23 protein-coding genes are annotated in these 21,849 nt (G+C 62.5%); 16 read left to right on the forward strand and 7 right to left on the reverse strand.

Annotation, left to right across the window (positions count from 1 at the left end):
* Nucleotides 1-3: 3 nt before the first annotated feature.
* The 5 genes from QA639_RS17355 to QA639_RS17375 form a co-directional block, all read right to left on the reverse strand.
* Nucleotides 4-2,157 carry a type I secretion system permease/ATPase gene (locus tag QA639_RS17355; RefSeq protein WP_428841180.1) on the reverse strand — a complete coding sequence of 718 codons (2,154 nt, stop codon included), beginning with the start codon at nt 2,155-2,157 and terminating at the stop codon, nt 4-6.
* A 267-nt stretch (nt 2,158-2,424) separates the two neighbouring features.
* Nucleotides 2,425-4,125: a TolC family outer membrane protein gene (locus QA639_RS17360; protein WP_283090308.1), complete on the reverse strand. Its 1,701-nt coding sequence runs from the start codon at nt 4,123-4,125 to the stop codon at nt 2,425-2,427.
* Between the two features lie 268 nt (nt 4,126-4,393).
* Nucleotides 4,394-4,852 (reverse strand): hypothetical protein, encoded by a 459-nt coding sequence (locus tag QA639_RS17365; protein WP_283090309.1) that lies wholly within the window; start codon nt 4,850-4,852, stop codon nt 4,394-4,396.
* A 122-nt stretch (nt 4,853-4,974) separates the two neighbouring features.
* A complete protein-coding gene (locus QA639_RS17370; RefSeq protein WP_038377452.1) occupies nt 4,975-5,511 on the reverse strand; it encodes a LabA-like NYN domain-containing protein in 537 nt (178 codons plus the stop codon).
* A gap of 110 nt (nt 5,512-5,621) precedes the next feature.
* Nucleotides 5,622-5,801 carry a hypothetical protein gene (locus QA639_RS17375; RefSeq protein WP_283090310.1) on the reverse strand — a complete coding sequence of 60 codons (180 nt, stop codon included), beginning with the start codon at nt 5,799-5,801 and terminating at the stop codon, nt 5,622-5,624.
* 469 nt (nt 5,802-6,270) lie between these two features.
* Here QA639_RS17375 and QA639_RS17380 point away from each other — a divergent pair, with 469 nt between their 5' ends.
* From QA639_RS17380 to QA639_RS17455, 16 genes are all read left to right on the forward strand, one after another.
* Nucleotides 6,271-6,903, forward strand: coding sequence for a hypothetical protein (locus tag QA639_RS17380; RefSeq protein ID WP_157341882.1), 633 nt, complete (start codon nt 6,271-6,273; stop codon nt 6,901-6,903).
* A 353-nt stretch (nt 6,904-7,256) separates the two neighbouring features.
* Nucleotides 7,257-7,478, forward strand: coding sequence for a hypothetical protein (locus QA639_RS17385; RefSeq protein ID WP_283090311.1), 222 nt, complete (start codon nt 7,257-7,259; stop codon nt 7,476-7,478).
* Nucleotides 7,479-7,569: 91 nt separating this feature from the next.
* Nucleotides 7,570-7,791, forward strand: a complete 222-nt coding sequence (locus QA639_RS17390) for a hypothetical protein (RefSeq protein WP_283090312.1) — start codon at nt 7,570-7,572, stop codon at nt 7,789-7,791.
* A 69-nt stretch (nt 7,792-7,860) separates the two neighbouring features.
* A complete protein-coding gene (locus QA639_RS17395; RefSeq protein ID WP_283090313.1) occupies nt 7,861-8,367 on the forward strand; it encodes an A24 family peptidase in 507 nt (168 codons plus the stop codon).
* Nucleotide 8,368: 1 nt separating this feature from the next.
* Nucleotides 8,369-9,340 carry a Flp pilus assembly protein CpaB gene (cpaB, locus tag QA639_RS17400; protein WP_283090314.1) on the forward strand — a complete coding sequence of 324 codons (972 nt, stop codon included), beginning with the start codon at nt 8,369-8,371 and terminating at the stop codon, nt 9,338-9,340.
* Between the two features lie 170 nt (nt 9,341-9,510).
* Nucleotides 9,511-10,542, forward strand: coding sequence for a CpaE/TadZ family protein (locus tag QA639_RS17405; RefSeq protein WP_283090315.1), 1,032 nt, complete (start codon nt 9,511-9,513; stop codon nt 10,540-10,542).
* Entirely contained in the window at nt 10,539-11,984 is a 1,446-nt protein-coding gene (locus QA639_RS17410) for a TadA family conjugal transfer-associated ATPase (protein WP_283090316.1), read from the forward strand. Before QA639_RS17405 ends, QA639_RS17410 begins: the two co-directional genes overlap by 4 nt.
* Nucleotides 11,984-12,910 carry a type II secretion system F family protein gene (locus QA639_RS17415; RefSeq protein WP_283090317.1) on the forward strand — a complete coding sequence of 309 codons (927 nt, stop codon included), beginning with the start codon at nt 11,984-11,986 and terminating at the stop codon, nt 12,908-12,910. The genes QA639_RS17410 and QA639_RS17415 overlap by 1 nt, the downstream gene beginning before the upstream one ends.
* The gene (locus tag QA639_RS17420; RefSeq protein ID WP_283090318.1) at nt 12,847-13,815 is read left to right on the forward strand and encodes a type II secretion system F family protein; all 969 of its coding nucleotides are present in this window, start codon (nt 12,847-12,849) and stop codon (nt 13,813-13,815) included. Before QA639_RS17415 ends, QA639_RS17420 begins: the two co-directional genes overlap by 64 nt.
* A 102-nt stretch (nt 13,816-13,917) precedes the next feature.
* Nucleotides 13,918-14,472, forward strand: coding sequence for a methyltransferase family protein (locus QA639_RS17425; RefSeq protein ID WP_283090319.1), 555 nt, complete (start codon nt 13,918-13,920; stop codon nt 14,470-14,472).
* A 27-nt stretch (nt 14,473-14,499) separates the two neighbouring features.
* The gene (locus QA639_RS17430) at nt 14,500-14,952 is read left to right on the forward strand and encodes a hypothetical protein (protein WP_283090320.1); all 453 of its coding nucleotides are present in this window, start codon (nt 14,500-14,502) and stop codon (nt 14,950-14,952) included.
* Between the two features lie 8 nt (nt 14,953-14,960).
* The gene (locus tag QA639_RS17435; protein ID WP_283090321.1) at nt 14,961-16,283 is read left to right on the forward strand and encodes a pilus assembly protein TadG-related protein; all 1,323 of its coding nucleotides are present in this window, start codon (nt 14,961-14,963) and stop codon (nt 16,281-16,283) included.
* Entirely contained in the window at nt 16,283-16,693 is a 411-nt protein-coding gene (locus QA639_RS17440) for a TadE/TadG family type IV pilus assembly protein (RefSeq protein ID WP_283090322.1), read from the forward strand. Before QA639_RS17435 ends, QA639_RS17440 begins: the two co-directional genes overlap by 1 nt.
* 395 nt (nt 16,694-17,088) lie before the next feature.
* Nucleotides 17,089-18,726, forward strand: coding sequence for a type II and III secretion system protein family protein (locus QA639_RS17445; protein ID WP_283090323.1), 1,638 nt, complete (start codon nt 17,089-17,091; stop codon nt 18,724-18,726).
* Nucleotides 18,727-18,737: 11 nt separating this feature from the next.
* Nucleotides 18,738-19,139: a hypothetical protein gene (locus QA639_RS17450; protein WP_028334095.1), complete on the forward strand. Its 402-nt coding sequence runs from the start codon at nt 18,738-18,740 to the stop codon at nt 19,137-19,139.
* Nucleotides 19,140-19,310: 171 nt separating this feature from the next.
* Nucleotides 19,311-19,847, forward strand: a complete 537-nt coding sequence (locus tag QA639_RS17455) for a tetratricopeptide repeat protein (protein ID WP_028334096.1) — start codon at nt 19,311-19,313, stop codon at nt 19,845-19,847.
* A gap of 59 nt (nt 19,848-19,906) precedes the next feature.
* Here the strand turns inward: QA639_RS17455 and QA639_RS17460 are convergent, their stop codons facing one another.
* Both QA639_RS17460 and QA639_RS17465 read right to left on the reverse strand, forming a co-directional pair.
* Entirely contained in the window at nt 19,907-21,037 is a 1,131-nt protein-coding gene (locus tag QA639_RS17460) for a hypothetical protein (protein WP_283090324.1), read from the reverse strand.
* A 237-nt stretch (nt 21,038-21,274) separates the two neighbouring features.
* Nucleotides 21,275-21,541 carry a hypothetical protein gene (locus tag QA639_RS17465; RefSeq protein WP_157341863.1) on the reverse strand — a complete coding sequence of 89 codons (267 nt, stop codon included), beginning with the start codon at nt 21,539-21,541 and terminating at the stop codon, nt 21,275-21,277.
* Between the last annotated feature and the right edge of the window lie 308 nt (nt 21,542-21,849).

Consider the following 21,849-nt stretch of genomic DNA (forward strand, 5'->3'; position numbering starts at 1 on the left):
TCGTTATGCGGATTTCGGCTGAATTGTATTCTCCGGCGACGGGGCCGCGGACGCCGGCCGGCCCTGGAGCAAAGCGAGCACCTTGTCGCGCGGGCCGTCGGCAACCAGGCGGCCATTGTCGAACAGCAGCAAGCGATCGACCATGTTCAGCAATGACAGGCGGTGGGTCGAAATGATGATGGTCATGCGATCATCATTGAGGCCCTTGAGCCGCTCAAGGAACTCCTGTTCGCTGCGAATATCGAAGTGCGCCGTCGGCTCGTCGAGAAAGAGCACGCGAGGCTTGCGGATCAGAACGCGCGCAAGTCCGATGGCCTGCTTCTGGCCGCCCGACAGGCTGCGGCCGCCTTCCGAGATGGGCATGTCATAGCCCATCGGGTGGCCGGCGATGAAGCTTTCGACGCCCGAAAGCCGCGCGGCAAGCAGTACTTCCTCGTCGGTCGCTTCCGGTTTGCCAAGGGCGATGTTGTCGCGCAGCTTGCCGAAGAACAGGTCGGTATCCTGCATCGCAAAGCCGATGCCGGCGCGCAGGTCGGAGGGATCGTATTGGCGCGAGTCGACGCCATCGACCAGGATGCGGCCTTCCTTCGGCTCGTAAAATCCGAGCAGCAACCTGCCGACCGTCGTCTTGCCAGAGCCGACCCTGCCGATGATGCCGACCCTCTCTCCGCCCTCGATCTTGAAGCTGACTTTTTCGAGCGCGTTACCGGGCGCGTTGGGGTAGGCGAACGACACGTTCTCGAAGGCGACCTTGCCGTCTTCGATTCGCCTTGCGACATAGGACCGGGTCGGCGAGCGTTCCCGCTCGATCGACATGATGCGGTCGATCGCCTTGAGGGCCGTGATCGTCTGCGTTCCCTTGGTGATCACCGAGGCGATCCCGGCGATCGGCGCCAGAACGCGGCCGGCGAGCATGTTTGCGGCGACCAGCGCGCCGACGCTCAGCTTGCCGTCGAGGATCAGGAAAATGCCGACGATAACGAGGAGCAGGCTCGTGATCTGCTGGGCCGTGCTCGCGCTCGTCAGCGACATCGACGACCAGAAGTGAACGTCCTCGCCGGATCGGGCGGTCGCGGCAACCGAGCGTTCCCACAAGGTCTGCATGCGGGCCTCGGCGCCGGTCGCACGGACGGTTTCGAGGCCGGACAGCGACTCGACCAGCACGCCGTGCCGTGCGGCGGATTCGGCCTGCAGCCGCTTGATGGCGCGATCGAGCGGGCGCTGCAGCAGGAAGCCGATCAGCATGACCAGCGGCAGCATGATCAGCGGGATCCAGGCCAGCGGTCCGGCGATGAGGAACAGCACCCCAACGAAGAGAATGGCGAACAGCAGGTCGGTCGCCGAAACCACGCTTCCGGAGGTGAAGAACTCGCGCACCGAGTCGAAGTCGCGGAGCTGATTGGCCAGGATGCCAACCGAAGTCGGCCGCTGCGCCATCTTCACCGACATCACGTGCTCGAAGATGTTTGCGGCCAGCACAACGTCGATCGTCTTGCCGGTCACGTCGATCATGCGGCTGCGGACCATGCGGAAGATGAAATCGAACACGATGCCGAGCCCCATGCCGATCGAGAGCGCAATCAGGGAGGGGATCGCTCCGTTGGGGATGACGCGGTCATAGACGCTCATCGTGAACAGCGGTGTCGCCAGCGCGAGGATGTTGGTCAGAAAGGCCGCGACCGCGATGTGCCCGTAGCTGCGCCAATGCGTCTTCACCACCGACCAGAACCAGTGGCTCTTGGGGATGTCGCCTGCGGCGACGGCGCGCGCATCGGCCTGCGGCGCGCTTCTCACCAGGAACGCATAGCCGGTATAGTCCGTGGCGAGCGAGGCGATGTCGGCGACGCGCGGGCTGTTCGGCGTCTCCGGCTCAACGACCTTGGTCGACTTGTTCGCCGGGTCCACACCCAGAAGGATCAGCGCAGAGCCGTTCTTCATGACGAGGACGGCGGGCAGGACCAGCGCGGGAATGTCTGAAATGTCGCGCTTGACGGCCTCGGTCTCCAGACCGGCGCGTCTGGCCGCGCGGTCATAGAGCGAAACGGACAAGCGTCCGTCCGTGATCGGAAGTCCGCCGAGGAGAGCTTCGCGGCTCACGGCGCGGCCGTGATGGGCGGCGAGATAAGTCAACGACGCGGTGAGGGGATCGTCGCCCAGCGCACGTGGCCTGTTTGTCGCGGCAGGCTTTGAGGTTGAGTCATCCGGCGAGGGGCGGACGGCGTCGGCCGCCGCGCTGGGGGTGCGAAACAACAACTGAAACCTCGACAAGCAAAATGGAAATGCAGCAATCGCATTAGATTTCGGGCAGACTACAACAAATAGCGAACAAATTCAGCGAAACTTATCTTAACGATTAATAAGGAATCGAAAGGGCCCCGACTTGGGGCCCTTCCGGCAGTCCTGTCCTGAGCTTGTTGGCGGTCGCTAGCGAGCGGAACTCGGAAAGGCCGACAGCAGCCAATGGGGCTTGGTCGACGCATAGGAGCTCGCGTTCGCCGTGACCGACGGATCCGCGTAAATGACGTTCGGGCCGTCCGCAGCGGTCTTTTGCTGCTGCATCCATTCCGTTGAACCGGGCACCGCTGCGGTCGTCGTCGCGCCGGTGAAGCGATCCGCAAAGCCAACGTCCTTCGGTTGGGCTGCCGCATAGGTCTTGGCAGGACGGGCGACAGGCGCCGGAACGGCGACGCGCAGCGGCTCGGACCCGGTTTGCGGGAGGTTCACGCGAAGGGTCGGGAACGAGTAGCGGGGCAGGCCAATCGAAAGCATGTCCGTCGGCGCAGCATCGACCGGCGGCGGAGCCTTCAGGTACTCGATCAGGGTCCCCATCGCGGCCAGCAGCTGGTAGTCGGCGAAGACCACGACGCCGCGGGCTGAGGTGAGCGAGACCGACGTGTTGAAGAACTGGTTCTGCGCGTTCAAGAGATCGATCAGGGAGCGCTGACCGAGTTCGTATTCCTTCTGGTAGGCCGTGATGGTCTTCCTGGCTGCTTCTAGCTCACGGGTCAGAGCACCGATGCGCGTGGCCGTAATCGTACGGGCATTCCACGCCTTGTCGATCGACTCATAGGCGTCGCGTTGCAGGCGAGCGTGGCGCATGGTGGCTTCGGTGTAGCGCTCGGCCTTCTCTGACCGATTCCACGCGTCCTGGCCGCCGCGGAAGATGTCCCACGACATGACAACCTTCCCACTGTAGTCCTCATGCGTGATGGCGGGAGTTCCCGGGGCCGCCACGTAAGGGTAGGAGTTGTCGTAATGGGTTGCCCGTCCCTCGAGATAGAATTTCGGACCGAACGTGCCGTCCGTGGCCTTGAACGCGTGCTTGGCGGCGTCGGCGTCGGACTGTGCCGCCGCGATCGTCGAATTGAACCGGAGCGTGGTCGCCAGCGCTTCGTCGCGGCTGTGCGGCAATCCCGCGAGAGGGGCGGGGAAGCGAACGTTGATCGGCTCGAGGCCAACCGTCTTGCGGTACTTCGCCCTGGCGTCATCCAGGCTGCGCTGGAATTCGGCAAGTGCCGCACGGGCGGCCTCGACGCGCTCGCGGGCTTGCTCCAGATCGCCTTCGCCGGCCCGGCCGCCCGAGAAGCGGGAGTTCACGTTCGAAAATATCTTCTCGTGATTCGCGACGTTTTGCTGGGCAAGGCTGACCAGCCGCATGTAGCGCGTGACGTCGATGTAGCCTTCGGCGGCGTCGAGGGCCAGCAGCTCGGTTCTCTCCTTGACGCGGGAGGCAGCGGCATTGACCCGCGCGGTCTGGCGCCAGACGTCATAGATCGACGAAAAACCGTCCCACAGCAGCTGGCGCACCACGACTGATTCCTGGCTGCCATTGCGCCATGGGCCTGACCCCACGGTCGGCGCTGCCTGAATGTTCGGGGTGATGAAGCCCGGCGATTGATCGAATTTTTCCGGGCCGTAGCTGGCGTCAATGCGCACCTGCGGCAGCAGTGTGCTTTGGGTTTGCCGCAGCTCGCTTTCCGTCGCCCGCCGGTTCGCCGAAGCCTCGCCGATACCCGGGTTGGTCTGCATGGCCTGGCGTAAAGCATCATTAATAGAAAAAACCTCGGCACATGCTGGCGTTGCCGCCAGGCAGAGGCACGCGATAACCGTGTATGCCGATCTCATTATTCCCGCCCCTACTCACAAAAATATTACGTAGAATCCGCCGAAGGGTAACAAAGGACAGTTCCACGACCTATGACATTTCAGCCACACAGGCGCCCTAAGTGGGGGCAGAGCCATCAGTCTCGGTGCGCGGAAATCTAAACATTTTTATTAAAATTCAGTGATTTATATGGTGATCTGTGGTCGCGCGAACTGGTGCCGAGCCGCAACACCGGGGACCGGAACATGAAAGATCAGTTAAGCCCGTCTTAAGGTTGGCGGCAGCCGGCTACTCCTGGCGACAGGTCGCCAGGTAGGTTGCAACGAAGGGCGCGGCCTTGGTGTCCGCGGAGGGGCCTCCCAGTCGGCTCGTTAGTTTGTAGAGCGACCTGTCGCCAAAATAGAACCGGAAGATCTCGGCCGTGGTGTCGTCCGTGCGGGTCGCAAAGATCGACGCGGCGGTACGGCGGGCGGCCGCAAAGACGTAGGTCGTGAGCTTGGCTCCTCCCTTGCCTTCTGCCGCGACAGATGTCCCCCAGGTGACCGTGAAGGTGTCGCCATCGATCACGACGGCGGGCCGGACCGTATCGAGATCGTCATCGATCCACTGGGCGTCACCGCCTTTGCCTGACGGGCCGAGCTCGACCCGTTTGCCTCGCGGCGTGTCGCAGGTGAACCGGGAAGGTTCGGCGATCGCAGCGCTCGTCGCCGCCAAGAACAGCAACAGGCAGCCGACCGACCTCCACATGGGCGTTACCCTCTGTTTCGTTGTTTGGGGAATAGTGATGTCAGCGCCCGACTCGCGCAACTCGGTGATTTACGGACAAGCAGAGCTGCTTTGCTTCCCCGCCGGAAGAGGCGCCCGCGATTTCACTCGGGCGCGATCGGGTGCGCTGGACGTTCGATCGATGCCCTGAGGCTTTCGAGTTCGAGGAAGACGTCAGCTTGCCTGCGAAGCTCATCGGCGATCATGGGAGGCTTGGTTCGGATGCTGGAAACGACCGTCACGCGGACACCGGCCCGCCTGACGGCTTCGACAACGGCGCGCAAATCACCATCGCCGGAGAACAGGTACGCGTGGTCGATGCGGTGCGCGATTTCCAATGCGTCGACCGCGAGCTCGATGCCGATGCTGCGCTTCATTCGCCGCCGCCCTTCGCCGTCATCGTGCGTTTTGGCTAACTTTCTCCTGACCGCATATCCGTTGTAATCGAGCCAATCCACCAGCGGCCGAAGGCTGCTGAACTCGTCGTCGTCTCTCACGACCGTGTAGAAGTAGGCGCGGACGATCTGTCCATGCTTGCCGAACTCCGAGAGCAGTCGCCGGAAGTCGATTTCAAAACCGAGGTTCTTGACCGTGGTGTGAAGATTCGCGCCATCGATGAAAAGTGCAATGCGATCGGCCATCTCAAATCCCCATGACGCCCGGATCAGTCACTGTATGCTGTGGTTCTGAAATTCCACGGGCGCATCGTGGGTAAGCGCCCGAATTGAAATGACTGATCCTAGAGCAAGGGCTAGGCCGCGAAAAAGCGGAAATTTTCGCCAACGCGGGTCCCATGCGAATCGTGCGCCTGTTGATAACATAGGTCGAAGCGCGGCTGACCAGCCACGCAAACAACACGGTTGTCGTTGAACAAGGATGCGGCCCTTCGCGCCAGCGGCGCATTCGCCAGCGCAGAAAAACTGGCTGCCATGGCGATTCGGTGGCATAGGCGGTCCGAGCGCGTGCGCGCGACGCCGATCCTGATCTCCACAGTATCAGAATAGATGGCGTCGGACGAATGCCGCGGTAGGCGCCAAGCAATGGTGCGCCGCGCCGCTACTCTCAAGCCGACAGTTGCATCACCGACAAAACTACATCTAAAATCAATCTAGTGTAGCGGCATCATTTCGTGTCGGCGCGATATTTCGAGATACCACTTTTTTGCAGATGCAGGTTTTGGTCGATACCAATTTCGCCGGAGGAAGGACAGCCTTGCGTCTTCACATTACGCAGATGGTTTATTCTAGCGGACGGGTGTGGACGCGCGGCGGCGCGTCTGTCGCGCCGACTCAACCAGTCTCTCGTACGCATCGCTAACGAACCGTCGCGATCGACCCATTGCTCGATGTGATGTTCGGATCAGCAGGAGGCAGGGTGGGGACCTCACGATGGGGCCTGCCGTGATCGATATCGCAATCGGGCGCCCGGTCGAGGCGGGCGCCAGGGAGTATTGGCCAAGGCGCGCGAGATGCCTGGTCGTTCTCTCGTTCTGCATCCTGCTGTCCTGTTGCGGGGCCGCTCGCCAGGCCGTCGAGAAGGAGGCGGTACCGGCACCGGACCCAATAACGGAGACGGCGACAGCGGCCACAGAGCCGACACCAGCGGCGACAACGATACCGGAGGCTACACCGGTACCGACACCGACGGCGGTAACGGTCAACCTGAGCGGCGCGCTCGCGGAATGCCGAAGTGCGTTTCCGGATCAGATCGCGCAAGCCGTGGCGCGGGCGTCCTGCGTGATCAAGGCGACCGACCTCGTGCGTCCGCTGCTGCCGTTTCCCGAACTGCTCGACCGGGAGAACGCCCTGCGCAAGGCGCTGGCCGAGCAGGTTCAGACAAGAACGATGTCGCTGCTCGAGCGCAACATCCAGATCCAGAAACTGCATTCGCAGCTGCTCGAAGAGGAGCGCAGCAGGCTATCGGCCGCGCCGGCGGACGGGAGCAAGCCGCCGCCGCTGGCGGTCACGCAGTGGCGACAATCCAACGGGGAGAGTTGCGGCCGGCTCGGAGGTGATTCCGGGACCTGCTACTGAAACGAGCAATACTGCAAACGGCCATCGGGGGGAATGGAACCGGATTGTGACACCGTCACCTCCGAGGTCGTTGTCGCGACAGCGTCACTCCGACGCTGTCACCGTATTCGCACGGAGCAGCGAAGTTGAAATGGTGTGAAATGTCGAAAGTCCTACAATTTAAGGGGTTTCGTGCGTCGTCGTCGAGGCGCCTTGCCGAGGAGAAGGTGTGCGCGGTTACGCCAGTAGGGTTAATAAACGATTACCAATCGACAGTTTTCTCGCGACGCATTATAAGAAAATGCTAGTTGGCACCCGGATTTTGCACCCGCCAACGTATCGCGTAAATTTCATCGTAAAAGGGATATTTTCCTATGTTGAAGCTCTACATCCAGACCACCGAAGCCTTCAAGCGCCTGCGTGCGGATGCCGCCGGCGTTGTGTCGTTCGAATACGTGATCGTCGCCGCTTGCATCGTCGCCGCTGTCGCTGCTGCATTCGGGACGACCACCGGCACGGGCATCGGCTCCGTTCTGAACGCCTCGATCACCGCGATTGCTACCAAGGTCACCTCTGCAGTTACTCCAGCTGCGTAATTCGGATGAATCGTGCGCTGTTGACAGATTTTTTTTGTCAACAGCTCTCAACCGGATTGCGACGCGGGCAGCCTGGAAAGGAGGCGTTCCAATGTTGCAGTTTTATATCAAGATCACCGAAGAGTTGAAGCGTCTGCGAAAGGACAAGGACGGCGTTGTATCGTTCGAGTACGTTATCGTCGCCGCTTGCATCGTCGCCGCTGTCGCTGCTGCGTTTGGCACCAGCACCAGCACCGGCATCGGCTCCGTTCTGAACGCCTCGCTCACCTCGATCGGTAGTGCGGTGACCAGCGCGGTTACCCCCGCCGCTTAAGTTTAGAGGGCGGCTCTTCGGAGGGGGGCATTATTTTGTGCTCCCCGCCTTCTCCGAGGCGTATATTTTATGAATTGGATTGTGTCCGCGACCTTGTGTCTGGAAATTGCATTGTTGTTGTATGTCGCAACGATCGATATCGCGACACGGTTGATCCGAAACGAAATTTGTCTGGCGCTGGCGTTCCTTGGGATCGTCGGCCAATTGGCCAGTCCGATGCAGATCGGCCAATCGCTGATCGTTGCCGCAATCCTGTTCCTGGTGCTCTTCGTGATCTATCTGCGCGGAGCGATCGGCGGGGGCGACGTCAAGTTGCTGGTTGCCCTGGCGATCGGTCTGCCGCTGACCGGCGTGATTGAACTGTTGACGGCAACTGCACTGGCCGGCGGCGTTCTGGCCGCGGTGCATCTGATGATGCGCCGTCTGCCCCAACCGAAGCTGGCGCCCGCCGGATCATCGCTGATGCGCCGGGTCTACGCGGTCGAGCGCTGGCGTCATTTGCGACATGCACCGCTTCCCTACGGGGTTGCCATCGCATGCGGCGGTATCTGGGCCATTTTGAGCAAAGGAATTTGACATGTCGTCCGCTCTCCGTGTCTCGATCATCATGGTGCTGCTGCTTGCGGCTACGGCGCTTGGAATGATCGCCTACAGCATGAACCGACCCGCAGATCCGGTTGTTGCGCAGGCAGTCGAAGAGAAGCCTGCGCCTGTGCCTGCGGCCGCAACGGTCGGCTACTTTGTCGCGACACGCCCGCTTTCGAAGGGAACGCTGGCGCGGGACGAAGATTTCGCGGTGCGCCAGACGGCACCGAATCGTGTCCCCGCGGGGGCGATCCTCGAAACGCCTGACTCCAAGGCCGGGTTGCCCGGTTCGCTGGTTCGCAAGTTCGTCGACGCCGGCAGCGCGATTACACTGGACGACATCCTGCGTCCGAAGGATCGCGGCTTCCTTGCCAGCGTCCTGGCGCCGGACAGCCGCGCCATCAGCATCAAGGTCGACGAGGAGACCGGTGTGTCCGGTCTGATCAGGCCGGGCGACAATGTCGACGTGGTGCTGACCCAGGTGTTCGAGAAGGCCGCGCCGGTGAAGCGTGCCGTCAGCGAAACCGTTCTGTCCAATGTGCGCGTGATCGCGATCGACCAGGAGATTGCGCAAGGCGGGCGTCCGATCACCAATGCCGTCCCGGGCAAGACGGCGCAGACCGTGTCCTTGGAGCTCAAGCCGGATCAGGTCAAGAAGGTGGCCGTCGCAAAGCAGCTCGGAACGCTGTCGCTCGTCATCCGCGCTGCGGCCGAGCAGTGGGACAAGGCCGACACAAGCGTAACGTCCAGCTGCGACGTATCGCCGGAGCTGGCGCGCCAGAGTGCAGTTGCCGGCCAGAGCACGACGGTCGCGATCTATACCGGTAGCGAGGTGAAGCAATACTCGGTCAGGAGACAGGATTTTGACGACGACGCCCGCGCGGGCTGCGACGTGCCGTCCGAGCTCGATCGTCAGACCACAGCGGCAGCGAGTGACGTCGGCAAGGGACCGGAGAAACGTTGATGAGTGCGAACATGGCAGTGGTGGAACAACCCGAAGAGACGACGTCTCTTGTCGCGCGCAACCGCATCGTCTGCTTCGTCAACGACGAGCTGAGCGCGGCAGCCCTCCGCAAGGGTCTCGACGGCAGCAATCTGGTGATCCGGCGCGGCACTATCCGTCATGCGACGCGCATGCTCGAGACCGACACCGATCTGTACGCGCTGGTGACCGACATCAGCGGCATCGATGATCCCTTCACCGAACTGGAACGCCTCGCCAGTGTCTGTCCGCCCGATGTGAAGGTGGCCCTGATCGGCGACAACAGGGAGATCACCTTCTACCGCGAGCTGATGGAGATCGGCCTTACTGAATACCTGCCGACGCCGATCACCAGGGATATGGTGCTCGACCAGCTGCGTCCCAGGCTGATCGGCGACGTCGCGCCGGCCCAGAATGACCGCGGCGGGCACGTGGTGTCGATCTGTGGCGCGCAGGGCGGCGCCGGAGCGACCAGCGTCGCGATCAACCTCGCGCTACAACTCGCCGAAACCACCAAGGCCAAGGTCGCGTTGCTCGACCTGCATCTGCAGGGCGGCGAGACCGCGGTGATGCTGGGCGTTCGTCCCGGACCCGGCCTCCGCATCGCCCTTGAAAACCCGATGCGGGCCGACACGCTGTTTCTTGAGCGGGCCGCGATCGAGGTGAACGATCGGGTCTGCCTGATTTCCGGCGACGAGGAGCTCGATGCCAAGCTCGACATCACCGAAGCCGGCGTGCGGCACGTGCTGGGCCTGCTCCGTCAGCGGTTCAACTACGTCGTTGTCGATGTGCCGGTGCCGTTCCCGGCATCGATATATCCGGTCATTCAGATGTCCCGTCATGTGCTGGTGCTGTTGGAGGCCGAAGTAACCGGCCTGCGCAATGCCCACGCGCTGCGCAACGCCGTCACCAACATCGCGGGCAAGGATCGGGTGTTTACCCTGCTCAATCGTGCCGACCGCGCCGGCGGTCTGCCGAGGGCGACGATCGTCAAGGCGCTTGGCGCTGAGCCGGACATGGTGATCCCGGATCTCGGCAAGGGAATGACCCAGGCGGTCAACCTCGGCGTTCCGGCTCTGAAGCACGTATCCGGTCTACGGCGCCACCTTGCCCCGATCGTACGGGAAATCACCGGCGTCGGTACCAAGAAAAGGGCCGGGTGGAAGAGGTGGCTCGGGCTATGAAAAAGTTCGGCAGGCGCGCAGACGAAATGCCGGTGCGGATGCCCGCAGCGGTGCCGGACGCCCCGGCAGCGGCACCAAGCGCGCGGCCGGCGCCGCCACCCTTGCCGCCGGCGGAACCGAGCGTGGCGTCACCGGCGTCCAGCCTGTTTGCATCGGCGCCGAAGCATGAAGAACCTGCGACGCACCATCCGGTGATGTCGGCATCCCTGCGCGAACGCGTCATTGAGCAGATCGAGCCGTCGGTGGCCGCGACCGTTCCCCGCGACGTCCTGCGGCGGCAGATCGAGGAAATCATCCACGGCATCGCCAACCAGGAGCGGCTGGAGCTGTCGGGCCGCGAGCAGCTCTTCCTGGCGGAGGAGATCGCCGACGACATGACCGGCTACGGGCCGCTGCGTCCGCTTCTGCTCGACGAGACGATCAACGACATCATGATCAACGGGCCGAGCAACGTCTATGTCGAGCGGGCCGGCAAGCTGGAGCGGGTCGCGGTCCGGTTTCGCGACAATGACCATATCGCCTCGGTCGCACAGAAGATCGCCTCGCAGGTCGGCCGGCGGGTGGATGAATCCAGCCCGATGGTCGACTGCCGTCTGCCGGACGGCAGCCGTGTCAACATCATCCTGCCGCCGCTGGCTATTCATAGTCCCTGCATCTCGATCCGAAAATTCCCGAACCGGCGTCTGAACATCGCCGGGATGATCGAAAACGGCTCGATGACCGCCGCGCTTGGACAGCTGCTGGAGATCGCCTCCCGCTGCCGGCTTAACGTCCTGGTCTCAGGAGGCACCGGTTCCGGCAAGACGACGCTGCTGAACGCCTTGAGTCAGTTCATCGACCATAGCGAGCGCATCGTCACGATCGAGGACGCGGCGGAGCTGCAACTGCAGCAGCCGCACGTGATCAGCCTGGAGACCCGTCCTCCCAGTCTCGAGGGCACCGGCCAGGTGACGCAGCGCGACCTGCTGTGGAACGCGCTTCGTATGCGTCCGGACCGCATCGTCGTCGGTGAGGTGCGCGGCGCCGAGGCGTTCGACATGCTGCAGGCGATGAACACCGGCCATGATGGATCGATCTCCACCGTGCATGCCAACAGCACACGCGATGCTCTGACGCGCGTGGAGAACATGGTGCAGATGGGGCAGGTCAATCTGCCGTCTCGCGCGATCCGCTCCCAGATCGTCGCCGCCCTGGATTTGATTGTTCAAGTCGAGCGCATGCGTGACGGCCAGCGCCGTATCGTGCAGATCAGCGAGGTGATCGGCCTCGAGGGCGAGGTGATCACCACCAACGACATCGCATTGTTCGAGTACAAGGACGAGGATGTCCAGGGGCGGATATCCGGCACCTACCGCTCTACCAATGCGGTTCCGAAGTTCAAGAGCCGCCTCGTCTATTACGGGCTCGATCGGGCCTGGGCAGAAGCGATGAGGCACATCTGATGTCGACGCCCTTGATCATCGTTCTGGTGCTTCTGTTGTGTGCCGGGGCAAACACCCTCTGGCTCGACGCACGACACAGGCGAATGGAGCGCCAGCTCGAGATTGCGCTGCCGACGGCTGAAGCCGCAGCCTTGGTGTCCATCCGTCGCGCGGCCAAGACGTCGCGCTGGCGTGCGCTCCAGCGCTTCGCCAATTACCACCCTGATATGGTGCACGTCGTGCGACCGGTCTATGTGCTGCTTGCAGGGGCCATGGCAGGGCTGGGAATCATCTACGTCAATGGATTCCTGAGGTTCCCTGGCTCCTATGGGGCCATTGCGGCTGCCGGCGTCGCCATCATGGTCGTGCGCGGTCTGTTCGGCTGGCAGCAACGGCGCTTTGCAAATCAACTCTTCCAGCAGCTTCCCGATGCGGTCCAGCTGGTGACGAGCACGGTCCGGTCCGGATTGCCCGTCCACGAAGCATTTCGCACCATCGCCCGCGAGATGCCGCAACCGACGTCCGGGCAATTTGCCATCGTCTGCAGCGAACTGAATTTTGGCCGATCGCCCGAGGAAGCTGTGGAAGCCATCTACCAGCGAACGCAGGTGTCGGAGTATGCGATGTTTGCGGTAACCCTCGCGGTACAATTGAAGACCGGCGGCAGCTTGGCGGAAACACTGCAGACGTTGGGCGAGACCGTGAGTCAGCGGGTTGCGCTGGCGGCCCGCGCGAAGGCCTTGGCGGGAGAGGTCATCTTTTCATCGCGTGCGCTCACCCTCGCGCCACTCGTGATCGGCGGGCTGCTTTACCTGATCAATCCGCAGTCGGTCGATCTGCTGTTCTTCGATCCACAAGGAAACGTGCTTCTCGCTTATGCGGCGTGCTCGGTCCTGATCGGGCATTTCGTGATCCGTTGGATGGTCAGAAGGGAGACCACCCTATGACGGCTGTTCTCGGCTTTGCCACCCTTGCCGTCGCACTAGCGGCGGCGACCGTCCTGCTGATCATTCGCGAGATACATCTTCGCGCGCTGAACACCCGCGTCTCGAACGCCGTGCTGGGCATTCCTGACCGATCGAGCTCCTCGCAAGACCTGATCGGCTGGCTCTCATCGATCGGTACGCGCTACAGGAGCTTCTACGGCCAGGAGAATCTCGACCAGTTGCGGATGATTCTCCAGTCCGTTGGCTTCAATCATTATCGGATGATGCCGATCTGGATCGGCTTCAAGATGGTCAGCACATTTGCGTTTCCGATCGCAGCGTTCTCTGTGTCGCAAATTCTCGGCAGGCCGTTCAGCGACGTGATGGTCTTCACACTGTTCGGTGTGGTCATCGGAATCATGAGCCCGCGCCTCATCCTGTTGGTCCTGAAGCGACGTTTCGATGCCGCGATCCGGCTCGGCACGCCGGACACCATCGATCTGCTTGTGGTGTGCAGCGAAGCCGGCATGGGCCTGGAGAGCGCGATTGAGCGTGTGGCGGAGGAGATGCGGGAGACCAATCCCGCTATCACCCACGTGCTGCGCGGTCTTCTCGATGATCTCCGGATCCTGCCGAACCGTGCCGACGCCTTCGAGAAGCTCGCGTCCACGTCGGAGGGCCTCCGTCGTTTCGGCACCATGGTCAGCCAGAGCCTGCAATATGGCACGCCGCTCAGTCAGGCGCTGCGCAGCATCGCGGTCGACCTGCGCCGGGAACGCATCACCAAGCTCGAAGAGCGGGCGCACAAACTGGGCGCCAAGCTGACCGTTCCGATGGTGCTGTTTCTGCTCCCGGCGATGTTCGTCATTCTGGGCGGAAGCCCGTTCCTTCATTTGATCCGTACATTCGCTGAGATCGGTAAGTAAGCCATGAGTGCAAGTGCAATGACCCTTCCGTCAAATCTGGCTTACGATCGGGTAACCCGATTCTTGGGCAGCGCATGGTTCTTTCTGCTAGGGCTTGTCGTCATGCACAAGCTCGGGACTTCGGCCGGCGAGCCGTGGCCGTCGCTCGTGTCGAACTTTCTTGTCGCGATGTTCTACCTGATGCTGGCGCTGCTGATCCTGATCCGGGGCCCCGCAAAGGCGCAGGCCGAAGGCCTGCTGCCGAGGGTTGCGGCGTTCGTCGGCACATACTGGCCATGGACGATCACGTTTTTCGAGAAGACCGAGGGCGCATTGCCGAATTTGCTGTCCGCGGTTTGCGTGCTGACCGGCATGATCATGATTCTCATCACCATTCGTCATCTCGGACGATCGTTCAGCCTGGTGCCGCAGGCGCGTTCGGTGGTGCAAACCGGGCCGTACCGGTGGATCAAGCATCCGCTCTATCTGTCGGAAGAGATCGTGTTCCTTGGTGTCGTGCTGCAGCATCTGAGCTGGATGACGGTAGGCCTGCTGATTCTGCACATCTGCATCCAGGTCTGGCGAATTCATTACGAGGAGGACGTGCTTCGGCGCACGCTTCCTGAATATTCCAGCTACGAGGCGTCGCGCTGGAGATTGATTCCCTATGTCTGGTGAGCGACCATGCGAAGCTGGATAAGCCGTGTGAGCGGCAAGCGTTCTCTGATCCGGGATCAACGCGGCGCCGTCGCGTTCGAGATGCTGTTCGTTTTCGCTTTCCTGTTCCTGGTTATTCTGCTGCCGCTTGCCGACCTCGCGCTAGCGGGCTTTCAATATATCCAGGCGCTTGCGGCGCTGCGCGGGTTTGGACAATCCATCCAGTATTCCCCGCCGGGCGACGTCACGAACGCCTCCAGTTGGGCGGCGGCCGCGCTCGCCAAGGCCGATTCCCGTTATCCGATCCCCAGCATCCAGCTCATCTGCGGCGAGAGCAATGCGGTCTGCGATTCGACAAACTCTGATCCGTCCCAGCCGAAGTACTACGTGTATTCGACGACGATCACGTTGGCGCCGATGGTGTTGAGATCGGCGATTTGCACCAGCGGCAATAGCAATCCTTGTTCGTTCACGCTGACCTATTCGGAACGGTTTCAATGAGGTGGTCCATGCGCAACATGCTTCATTGTCGTCGCGGCTCGGCCGCGTTCGCAACCGTGATTGCGTTGATCCCGTTGATCGGAATGATGGCGCTCGGCGGTGAAGCCGGCTCGTGGTACGTCACCCAGCAGCGCGCCCAGGGTGCGGCTGATGCGGCGGCCTATGCGGGTGCTTTGCGATTGGCGTGCGACGCCGCTCCGCAGCCGGGTACGACCTGCAACAACACCCAGACGTATGATTACCGCGGCAAGCAGGCGGCGGCTCAGAATACGTTCTGCAATTCCGGCGACACCGCCTATCCCGGCTCCAGATGTGTGGCGACCAGCGGCGTCACGCGGACCGTCCAGGTCGCCTCGCTGACGTCGTGGAACGGGGTGGCGGGGACGTACGTTCAGGCCACCATCAGCCAGCAGCAGCCGGGATATTTGGCTCAGGTGCTCGGCTTGTCGACGGTCACGATTGCCGCGACGGCGGTCGCCAAGCTCGATAGCCTGGCGAAACCTCCATGCGTGCTGGCGTTGAAGGACCCCGTCACCTTTCAGGGTAGCGCTACGGTCTCGTCGGCAACGTGCGGTATTTCGTCGGACAGCAGCGCGTCGAACGCGATCGGCTTCATCGGCAATTCGGGTATTTCGGTGGATGCGCCGAGCTACACGGTCGGCGGCTGCTCCCAGACGGGCGGAAGTCAATGCACGGGCGTGCAAACCTATCAGCAACCAATCCCGGATCCGCTGAGTGCAGTCAACACGGCGCTGTCTGCGTTGAAGACGTCAAATTTCGCAAACAACATCAACAACGCCGCACCGCAGCCCTATGAGACATGCAGCTGTTACAATACCAATCCGTCGTTCAGCCCCACCACTGTATTAAACGGCACGTACTATTTTTCGGGGAACATCACCATCAACGGCAATCCGACCATAACGGGAACGGCTACCTTGATATTTTTCGGAAGTGGTACATCGCTCAAATTTACGGGGAATCCCACGATCCAGCTTACGGCAATGAAGTCGCCTACGGGGCCATCGGTCTTGTCAGCATCGGTGTTGGCCCTGATGAAAGATCTCCTGCTCTATGATGGTGAGGCCTATTCGAAGCAAGGCGTCAACATCAGTGGCACCTCCACAAGCTATTTCAATGGCACGGTCTATATTCCAAATGCCCCCGTGACATACGGAGGCAACAGCTCGTCGAGTGCCCCGGCCACTGGTTGTTACCAGGTCATAGCCTACGCGGTGACTTTCCAGGGCAATACGACGCTGGACAACAGCAAGTGTACGTCGGATGGGGCAGCAAAGCCCAACGTTCAAACCGTGCGTTTGGTGCAGTGATGAAAGGGCTCGACCAGCGCGGGGTCGCGGCTCTCGAGTTCTGCCTCATCGCCGTGCCCTTGTTCACCCTGATCTTCGCCGTCTTTGATTTCGGACGCTACGCGATCACGATGCAGTCGCTGCGCCTGCTTGCGGATGCCGGGGCCCGGGCGAACATGATCACCTGCTACACCCCCGCCGTGCTGGCGTCCAATTCACCATCCGGCTGTACCGGTGACTATCTGACGCCTGCGCAGAAGCAGGCCGTTGCTCCCTTCCTGTATGGCGCCAGTCTCACGCCGACGGTGACCACGACGGCGGGCGCCTCGGCGCTGACGGTGACGGCATCCCAGTCGGGCTTCGCCATGATCATGCCGATCTGGGGCACGTCGTTGAACGCGCCGAGCGCGTCCACCACGATTCCGTTCTGAGCAGAGCCCGATTCGGTGAGGCTGATCGAAGGCGCCGGCCTGGTCGGCCGCCAGGCGGCTCGGCCCGATGGGCGGGCCGGGCAATAGCCCGGGCGGGCTACGGAAGTGGTGCGCGCTGGCAACATCGGGCAGTTTTCTCCGGCGTTGCCGCGGCCGGGCGGACCTCTTTCCTTGCAATCGAGGCGCGTGGCGGGGGATGATTGACCAGCCGCCATTAGCGGCCTTGCGACCCGGGTGAGTGCTCGGTGCGCGGGGAAACGGGAATTTTGCGAGTAACTATTTGTAGTCGGACAGACTGTAAACTCTACGGCGTGGTGGACGAACGGGAGTGATCGGGACGCCGAGGTCGTAGATTTACGGGGGGTCGTCGCGGCGACGCGGCGAAGGGGATTGGCATGATGGGAAGTCGCGTTTCGGTTGATGCGGGACTTGGGCTGGTTGCCCTGAGCGCGATGGCGTTTGGCGCAGCGATCGCCCTGTTTCATTTCACCGATCCTGCTGCCGCCGCCGACCGGCGGGCGCCGTCATCCAGCGGCGTGTTCGTCAGCGAGATGAGCGACGTCCAGCGCGTCAGGGTGACCGTCAACAAGTCGCGCACCTTCAGGGTCGATACGGCGTTCTCGTCGATCGTCGCGGGCTCCCCCGATATCGCCGACGTTAAGTCGCTGAGCGATCACCTGATCTACGTCCAGGGCAGGAAGACCGGCACCACCAACGTCATCCTGTTCGACAGCTCGATGAAGCAGATCGGCATTCTCGATGTCGAGGTGACGCTCGATATCGGCAATTTGCAGCAGAATATCCAGGCCGGCACCGGCACGCGCGGCATTCGCGTGTCCGCCTCCGAAGGGCAGGTTGTGCTGAGCGGAATGGCTACCGATGCGGTTTCCGCGGAGCGGGCGATGACAATTGCCCAGGGCAGCGTTCCCAAGGACGCCATCGTCGTCAATGCCATGAGCGTTGCAGCGCCGCAGCAGGTCATGCTCGAGGTGCGCTTCCTCGAGGTCAGCCGCGAGGCGGGACGCGACCTCGGTGTGAATCTATATGCAGCAAACGCCAACGGCACCAATGTTGCGAACACGGGCCTTGGTGGGGCAGTGCCGGGGGCCGTAGGGCGAGCACCCATTGGCGGTGTCAACGGTAATGTCGGCGCTCCCCCCACTGGTAGTCTTCCACTGCTCGGAACGGTCGGAACGCTTATTGGCTCCGCTGGCGGCGTAGCCGCGCCTCCGTTCGGAAGCTTGTTGACGAGCATTCTTCGAACCAGCAGCGGCGGTTCGGTGGACCTTCTGATTACCGCGCTGGAAACGAAAGGGCTGGCCCGCCGGCTGGCGGAGCCGAACTTGACCACGCTGTCGGGCGATGCTGCGCGATTCCTGGCGGGTGGCGAGATCCCGGTGCCCGTCGCCTCGTCGCCGGTCCCGGGCGCACTGCCGACCGTGACCATCGACTACAAGAAGTTCGGCGTCGAACTGGCGTTCGTGCCAACCGTGCTTTCGCGCGGAGTGATCAATCTCCGCGTTGAGCCCTCGGTCAGCGAGCTCGATTTCACCAACGCGGTGAGCATCTCCGGAACGACGATCCCGGCGTTGACCCGCCGCGATGCGCGCACCACGGTCGAATTGCGCGACGGCCAGAGCTTTGCCATCGCCGGCCTGCTGCAGACGCGCAACCGGCAGGACGTCTCGCAACTGCCCTGGATCGGCTCAGTGCCGATTCTCGGGACCTTGTTCAGCAGCAAGTCGTACCAGCAGCAGGAAACCGACCTCGTCATCATCGTGACGCCGCGCCTGGTCGCGCCGGCGGCGCCCGGCCAGCAACTGGCATCGCCGCTCGATTCGCGCTTGCCGGCCAATGACGTCGACTTCTTCCTCAATGGCCAGATGGAAGTGCGCAAGCGTTACGACGACTACGTCAATTCCGGCGGCGATGTGAAGGGGCCCTATGGTCACATCATCGCGCCGAACGCCGTTGTACCGGCTCCGCCACCGGCCGTCGGTGCGAACCAGCCGGTCGTGAAGACCTTGAACTAGGGAGGCGAGAGATGACCGTCAGATACCTCGCTCTGCTCGCACCTTTCCTGCTCGGCGGCTGCTACGGCCTCTACGGGCACGACGAGATGGACCGCTACGTGCAGCGCTCCGACACCATCACGATGAGCGCCGGCAACGCCAAGGAGGTCAACGCCGTCACCCACACGATCCACCCGTGGCCGGCCTATGTCGGCGATCGCCGGCTCGCGTATGACGCGCGGCGTACAAACGGTGCCGTGCAGCGCTATGGCACTCAGCAACGCCCGCTCGATCAGCTCCCCGACATGGGCGATCCGACCAAGGCGATGGGCCAGGCGCCGCCCGTCACCACAATTCAGAACGTCAACACGACCGGATTGGGAGCCGGGACCGGAGGATCGGTGGCCGTCGGGGTCGGAGGAGGCGGCAGGTAATGTCCTTTTGGCGTCGGCCAGGTGCCGGGGCAGGGATTCGGAAGGGAAGTGCGACGTTAGGTTTCGGCAGACCTCAGTATTTCGGTCGTGCCGTCTGTTTTCGTAGGTAGTTTTGCGATGGATCTTCGAATGGTGCGGGGGATGCGCTGGACTTGGGCAACGGGGCGAGGATTGCATCGCCTCGCCCCGGCGTTGATCTGTTGCGGCTTGGCGACCGGCCTTGGGGCCTGTGACTACACGACGCGGGAGGCGGCCATCGTCGCCCCCGTGGATCCGCCGGGCGGCGACCCCGTGCAGGAGCCGACCGACGTCAAATACTATCCGTCCGACGAACCGGTGCGGATGGGACTCGAGCAGTACAATCGCGGCAATTACGGAATCTCGCAGCGCTATTTCAAGGATGCGGTCGAGAAGGCGCCGAAGGACGTGACGGCCTGGGTCGGCCTCGCGGCGAGCTATGACAAGTTGCGCCGCTTCGATCTCGCCGATCAGGCCTATGCGCAGGCGATCCGGCTTGGCGGCGAGACCGTCCAGATCCTCAACGATCAGGGCTATTCCCTGATGCTGCGCGGCAATCTGAGCGGCGCGCGGCGGAAGTTCGAGAAGGCGTATTCGCTCGATCCGGGCAACCCTGTCATCGCCAACAACCTCGAGCTTCTCAACGGCAGCCGGAAGTTCATCGAGCGGCCGCCGAACAATCAGCCCTGATCACGCCGCTCAACCGGTCGGTTCGGCAGAGCCAGGCGCGGGCCGCTTGGCGCGTTTTGCTAGTTCGGCATCAGCACGGCATCGATGCGGCGGCTGTTTCGCGTGCTGATGATGATGGCGCCGTTACGGGTTGCAAATCTCGCGCCGACAAGACGCGGCAGCTTCTCCGTCAGCGATGAAGGCAGCGGAATCATTCCGCCGGTGATGGGATCGCCGACGTTGATCGGCGCGACGGCTGCGCCGGCCGAAGGCGCTGCCTTGATGTACTCCCTTATCAACTGAATCTCTTCACGCGAGAGGCTGAGCGCGGCCTGTTCGCCTGCGCCGTCAGGCAGCTTCTTTTCCGCCTCGGCCTTGTCTCGCGCATCTTCCTGCTGGGCGGCATCGCGTTTTGCGACTTCGACCAGTTCGAGTCTGGTGAGGCGTTCCCTCAGCGGCGCGATCTCCCGTCGCAACGCGGCGATGTCCGACTTCAGCGAAGAGAGCTGACCAAGTGCAATCGCGGCGGCAACGCAAGCGACGACCGAGATCAGGCTGAGGCACGCCACCGCCAGCCCCGTCAATCCGCCTCGACGATCGGCACCTCGATCCGGGACATCCTCCGCGGATCGCCGTCGCCGCGCGGCGGCAAATTTCGGCTTGATCGTGCCGAGGAAGCTGACCAGACCGGACAGCCGCGAAGCCACCATGCGGTTCGCCTCTTGAAAGGAGCCGAAGGCAGGCGCAGGGACGATCGGAGAGTCCGTCGGGGGGATGTCGGGAGCAGCAGCCGAATGACCCGCGCCGGATGGCTGGCGGTCGTCGCGGTCCTCGCGCGTCATGCCGGGGAGCTCGAGATCGACGTCGTCGAGGCGGTCGACCGCAGTATCCGCAACGTAATGGCGCGTGTCGGCTGCAGCGGCGTCCAATCGTTCCGATTCCTGCTGATCGAGGCTTTGTTCGATGCGGGCGGCTTCAAGCGAGCGCCACAGCGCCAGCCCCGAATCGGTGATCTGCAGGCCCGCGTCGTTGATCGATGCCCATCCCGATTGGAAGACGTCGGCGTCGCCAAGCTCGGACGGCCGCTTCGACCGCGTGGTTTCATCGCCGGCCGCGATCATGCGCTTGACCTCGCGGCTGACCTCGTCGATCGCGATCCGTTGCCCGGGCCTTGCGGCCAGCACACTCAAGATCGCCAGATTGAACTTCATGCGGCGCCTCGCGATGCTCCTCAACTGGCCGTGCCGCCGTTCCGCTCCCATGCAGGCGACGTGCGAGCCTCAGCGGGGTCAAAGCGGATCAATCATGTCGGCGCGGACGTCGGTCGGTCAGGGAGTCAAGCAAGTGTACCGGCTCGCCAAGGGGCAAACAATCCGGCACCAGACCTACGACAGATGGATAAGTCGGCCCGCAAACGACGCGCGTCGGGATCGCGTTCGCTGCGCGCCTCAGAGAAACTCGCGAAGCCTGGAGAGCTCGATCACATGCTCGGGTGACAGCACGTCGGGGACGAGGGGAGGCTGCGACTTGGTCCGGATCTCGTAAAGATGTCGCGTCTTCTCGGGCTTGCCCATGAAATCCCGAATGCATTGGTCGAGCGTTCCGTCGACGACCACATAGGGCGCGCGATCCTCTCGCCTGGAGTTGTTGAGAGAAGGCCATTTGTAAAGGTGGGCCGCAGCTTGGAAGTCCACCTGATGGGATTGGTCGGTCATTGCAAAATATCTACCCGAAAAAGCCCTGCGCGGCAAAGTCAGCCGGCTGATGAGTGAGCCGGTGCGGTATCTCGAACCCTCCGCCGACGTGCCTCGCATTGATGCCTCGCAGCAACTCTCCACTCGATCTCCCGCGGACCGAGATCGGGGGGCGATCGGGCGAAGCCGGCTGAAGCAAGCGCCGGCAGACCCCCTCGCGCGGCAAGCGCGCAGCGTGGCAACGCGCGTTGACCACCTGGCGTCGTTCGCGGCGCCGTCGGCCACAATGACGTGCTGGATTGACTCGACTTCATAGTGTTCCTATTTTG

Origin of the sequence: Bradyrhizobium pachyrhizi, assembly GCF_029714545.1 — a bacterium.
GTDB lineage: Bacteria > Pseudomonadota > Alphaproteobacteria > Rhizobiales > Xanthobacteraceae > Bradyrhizobium > Bradyrhizobium pachyrhizi.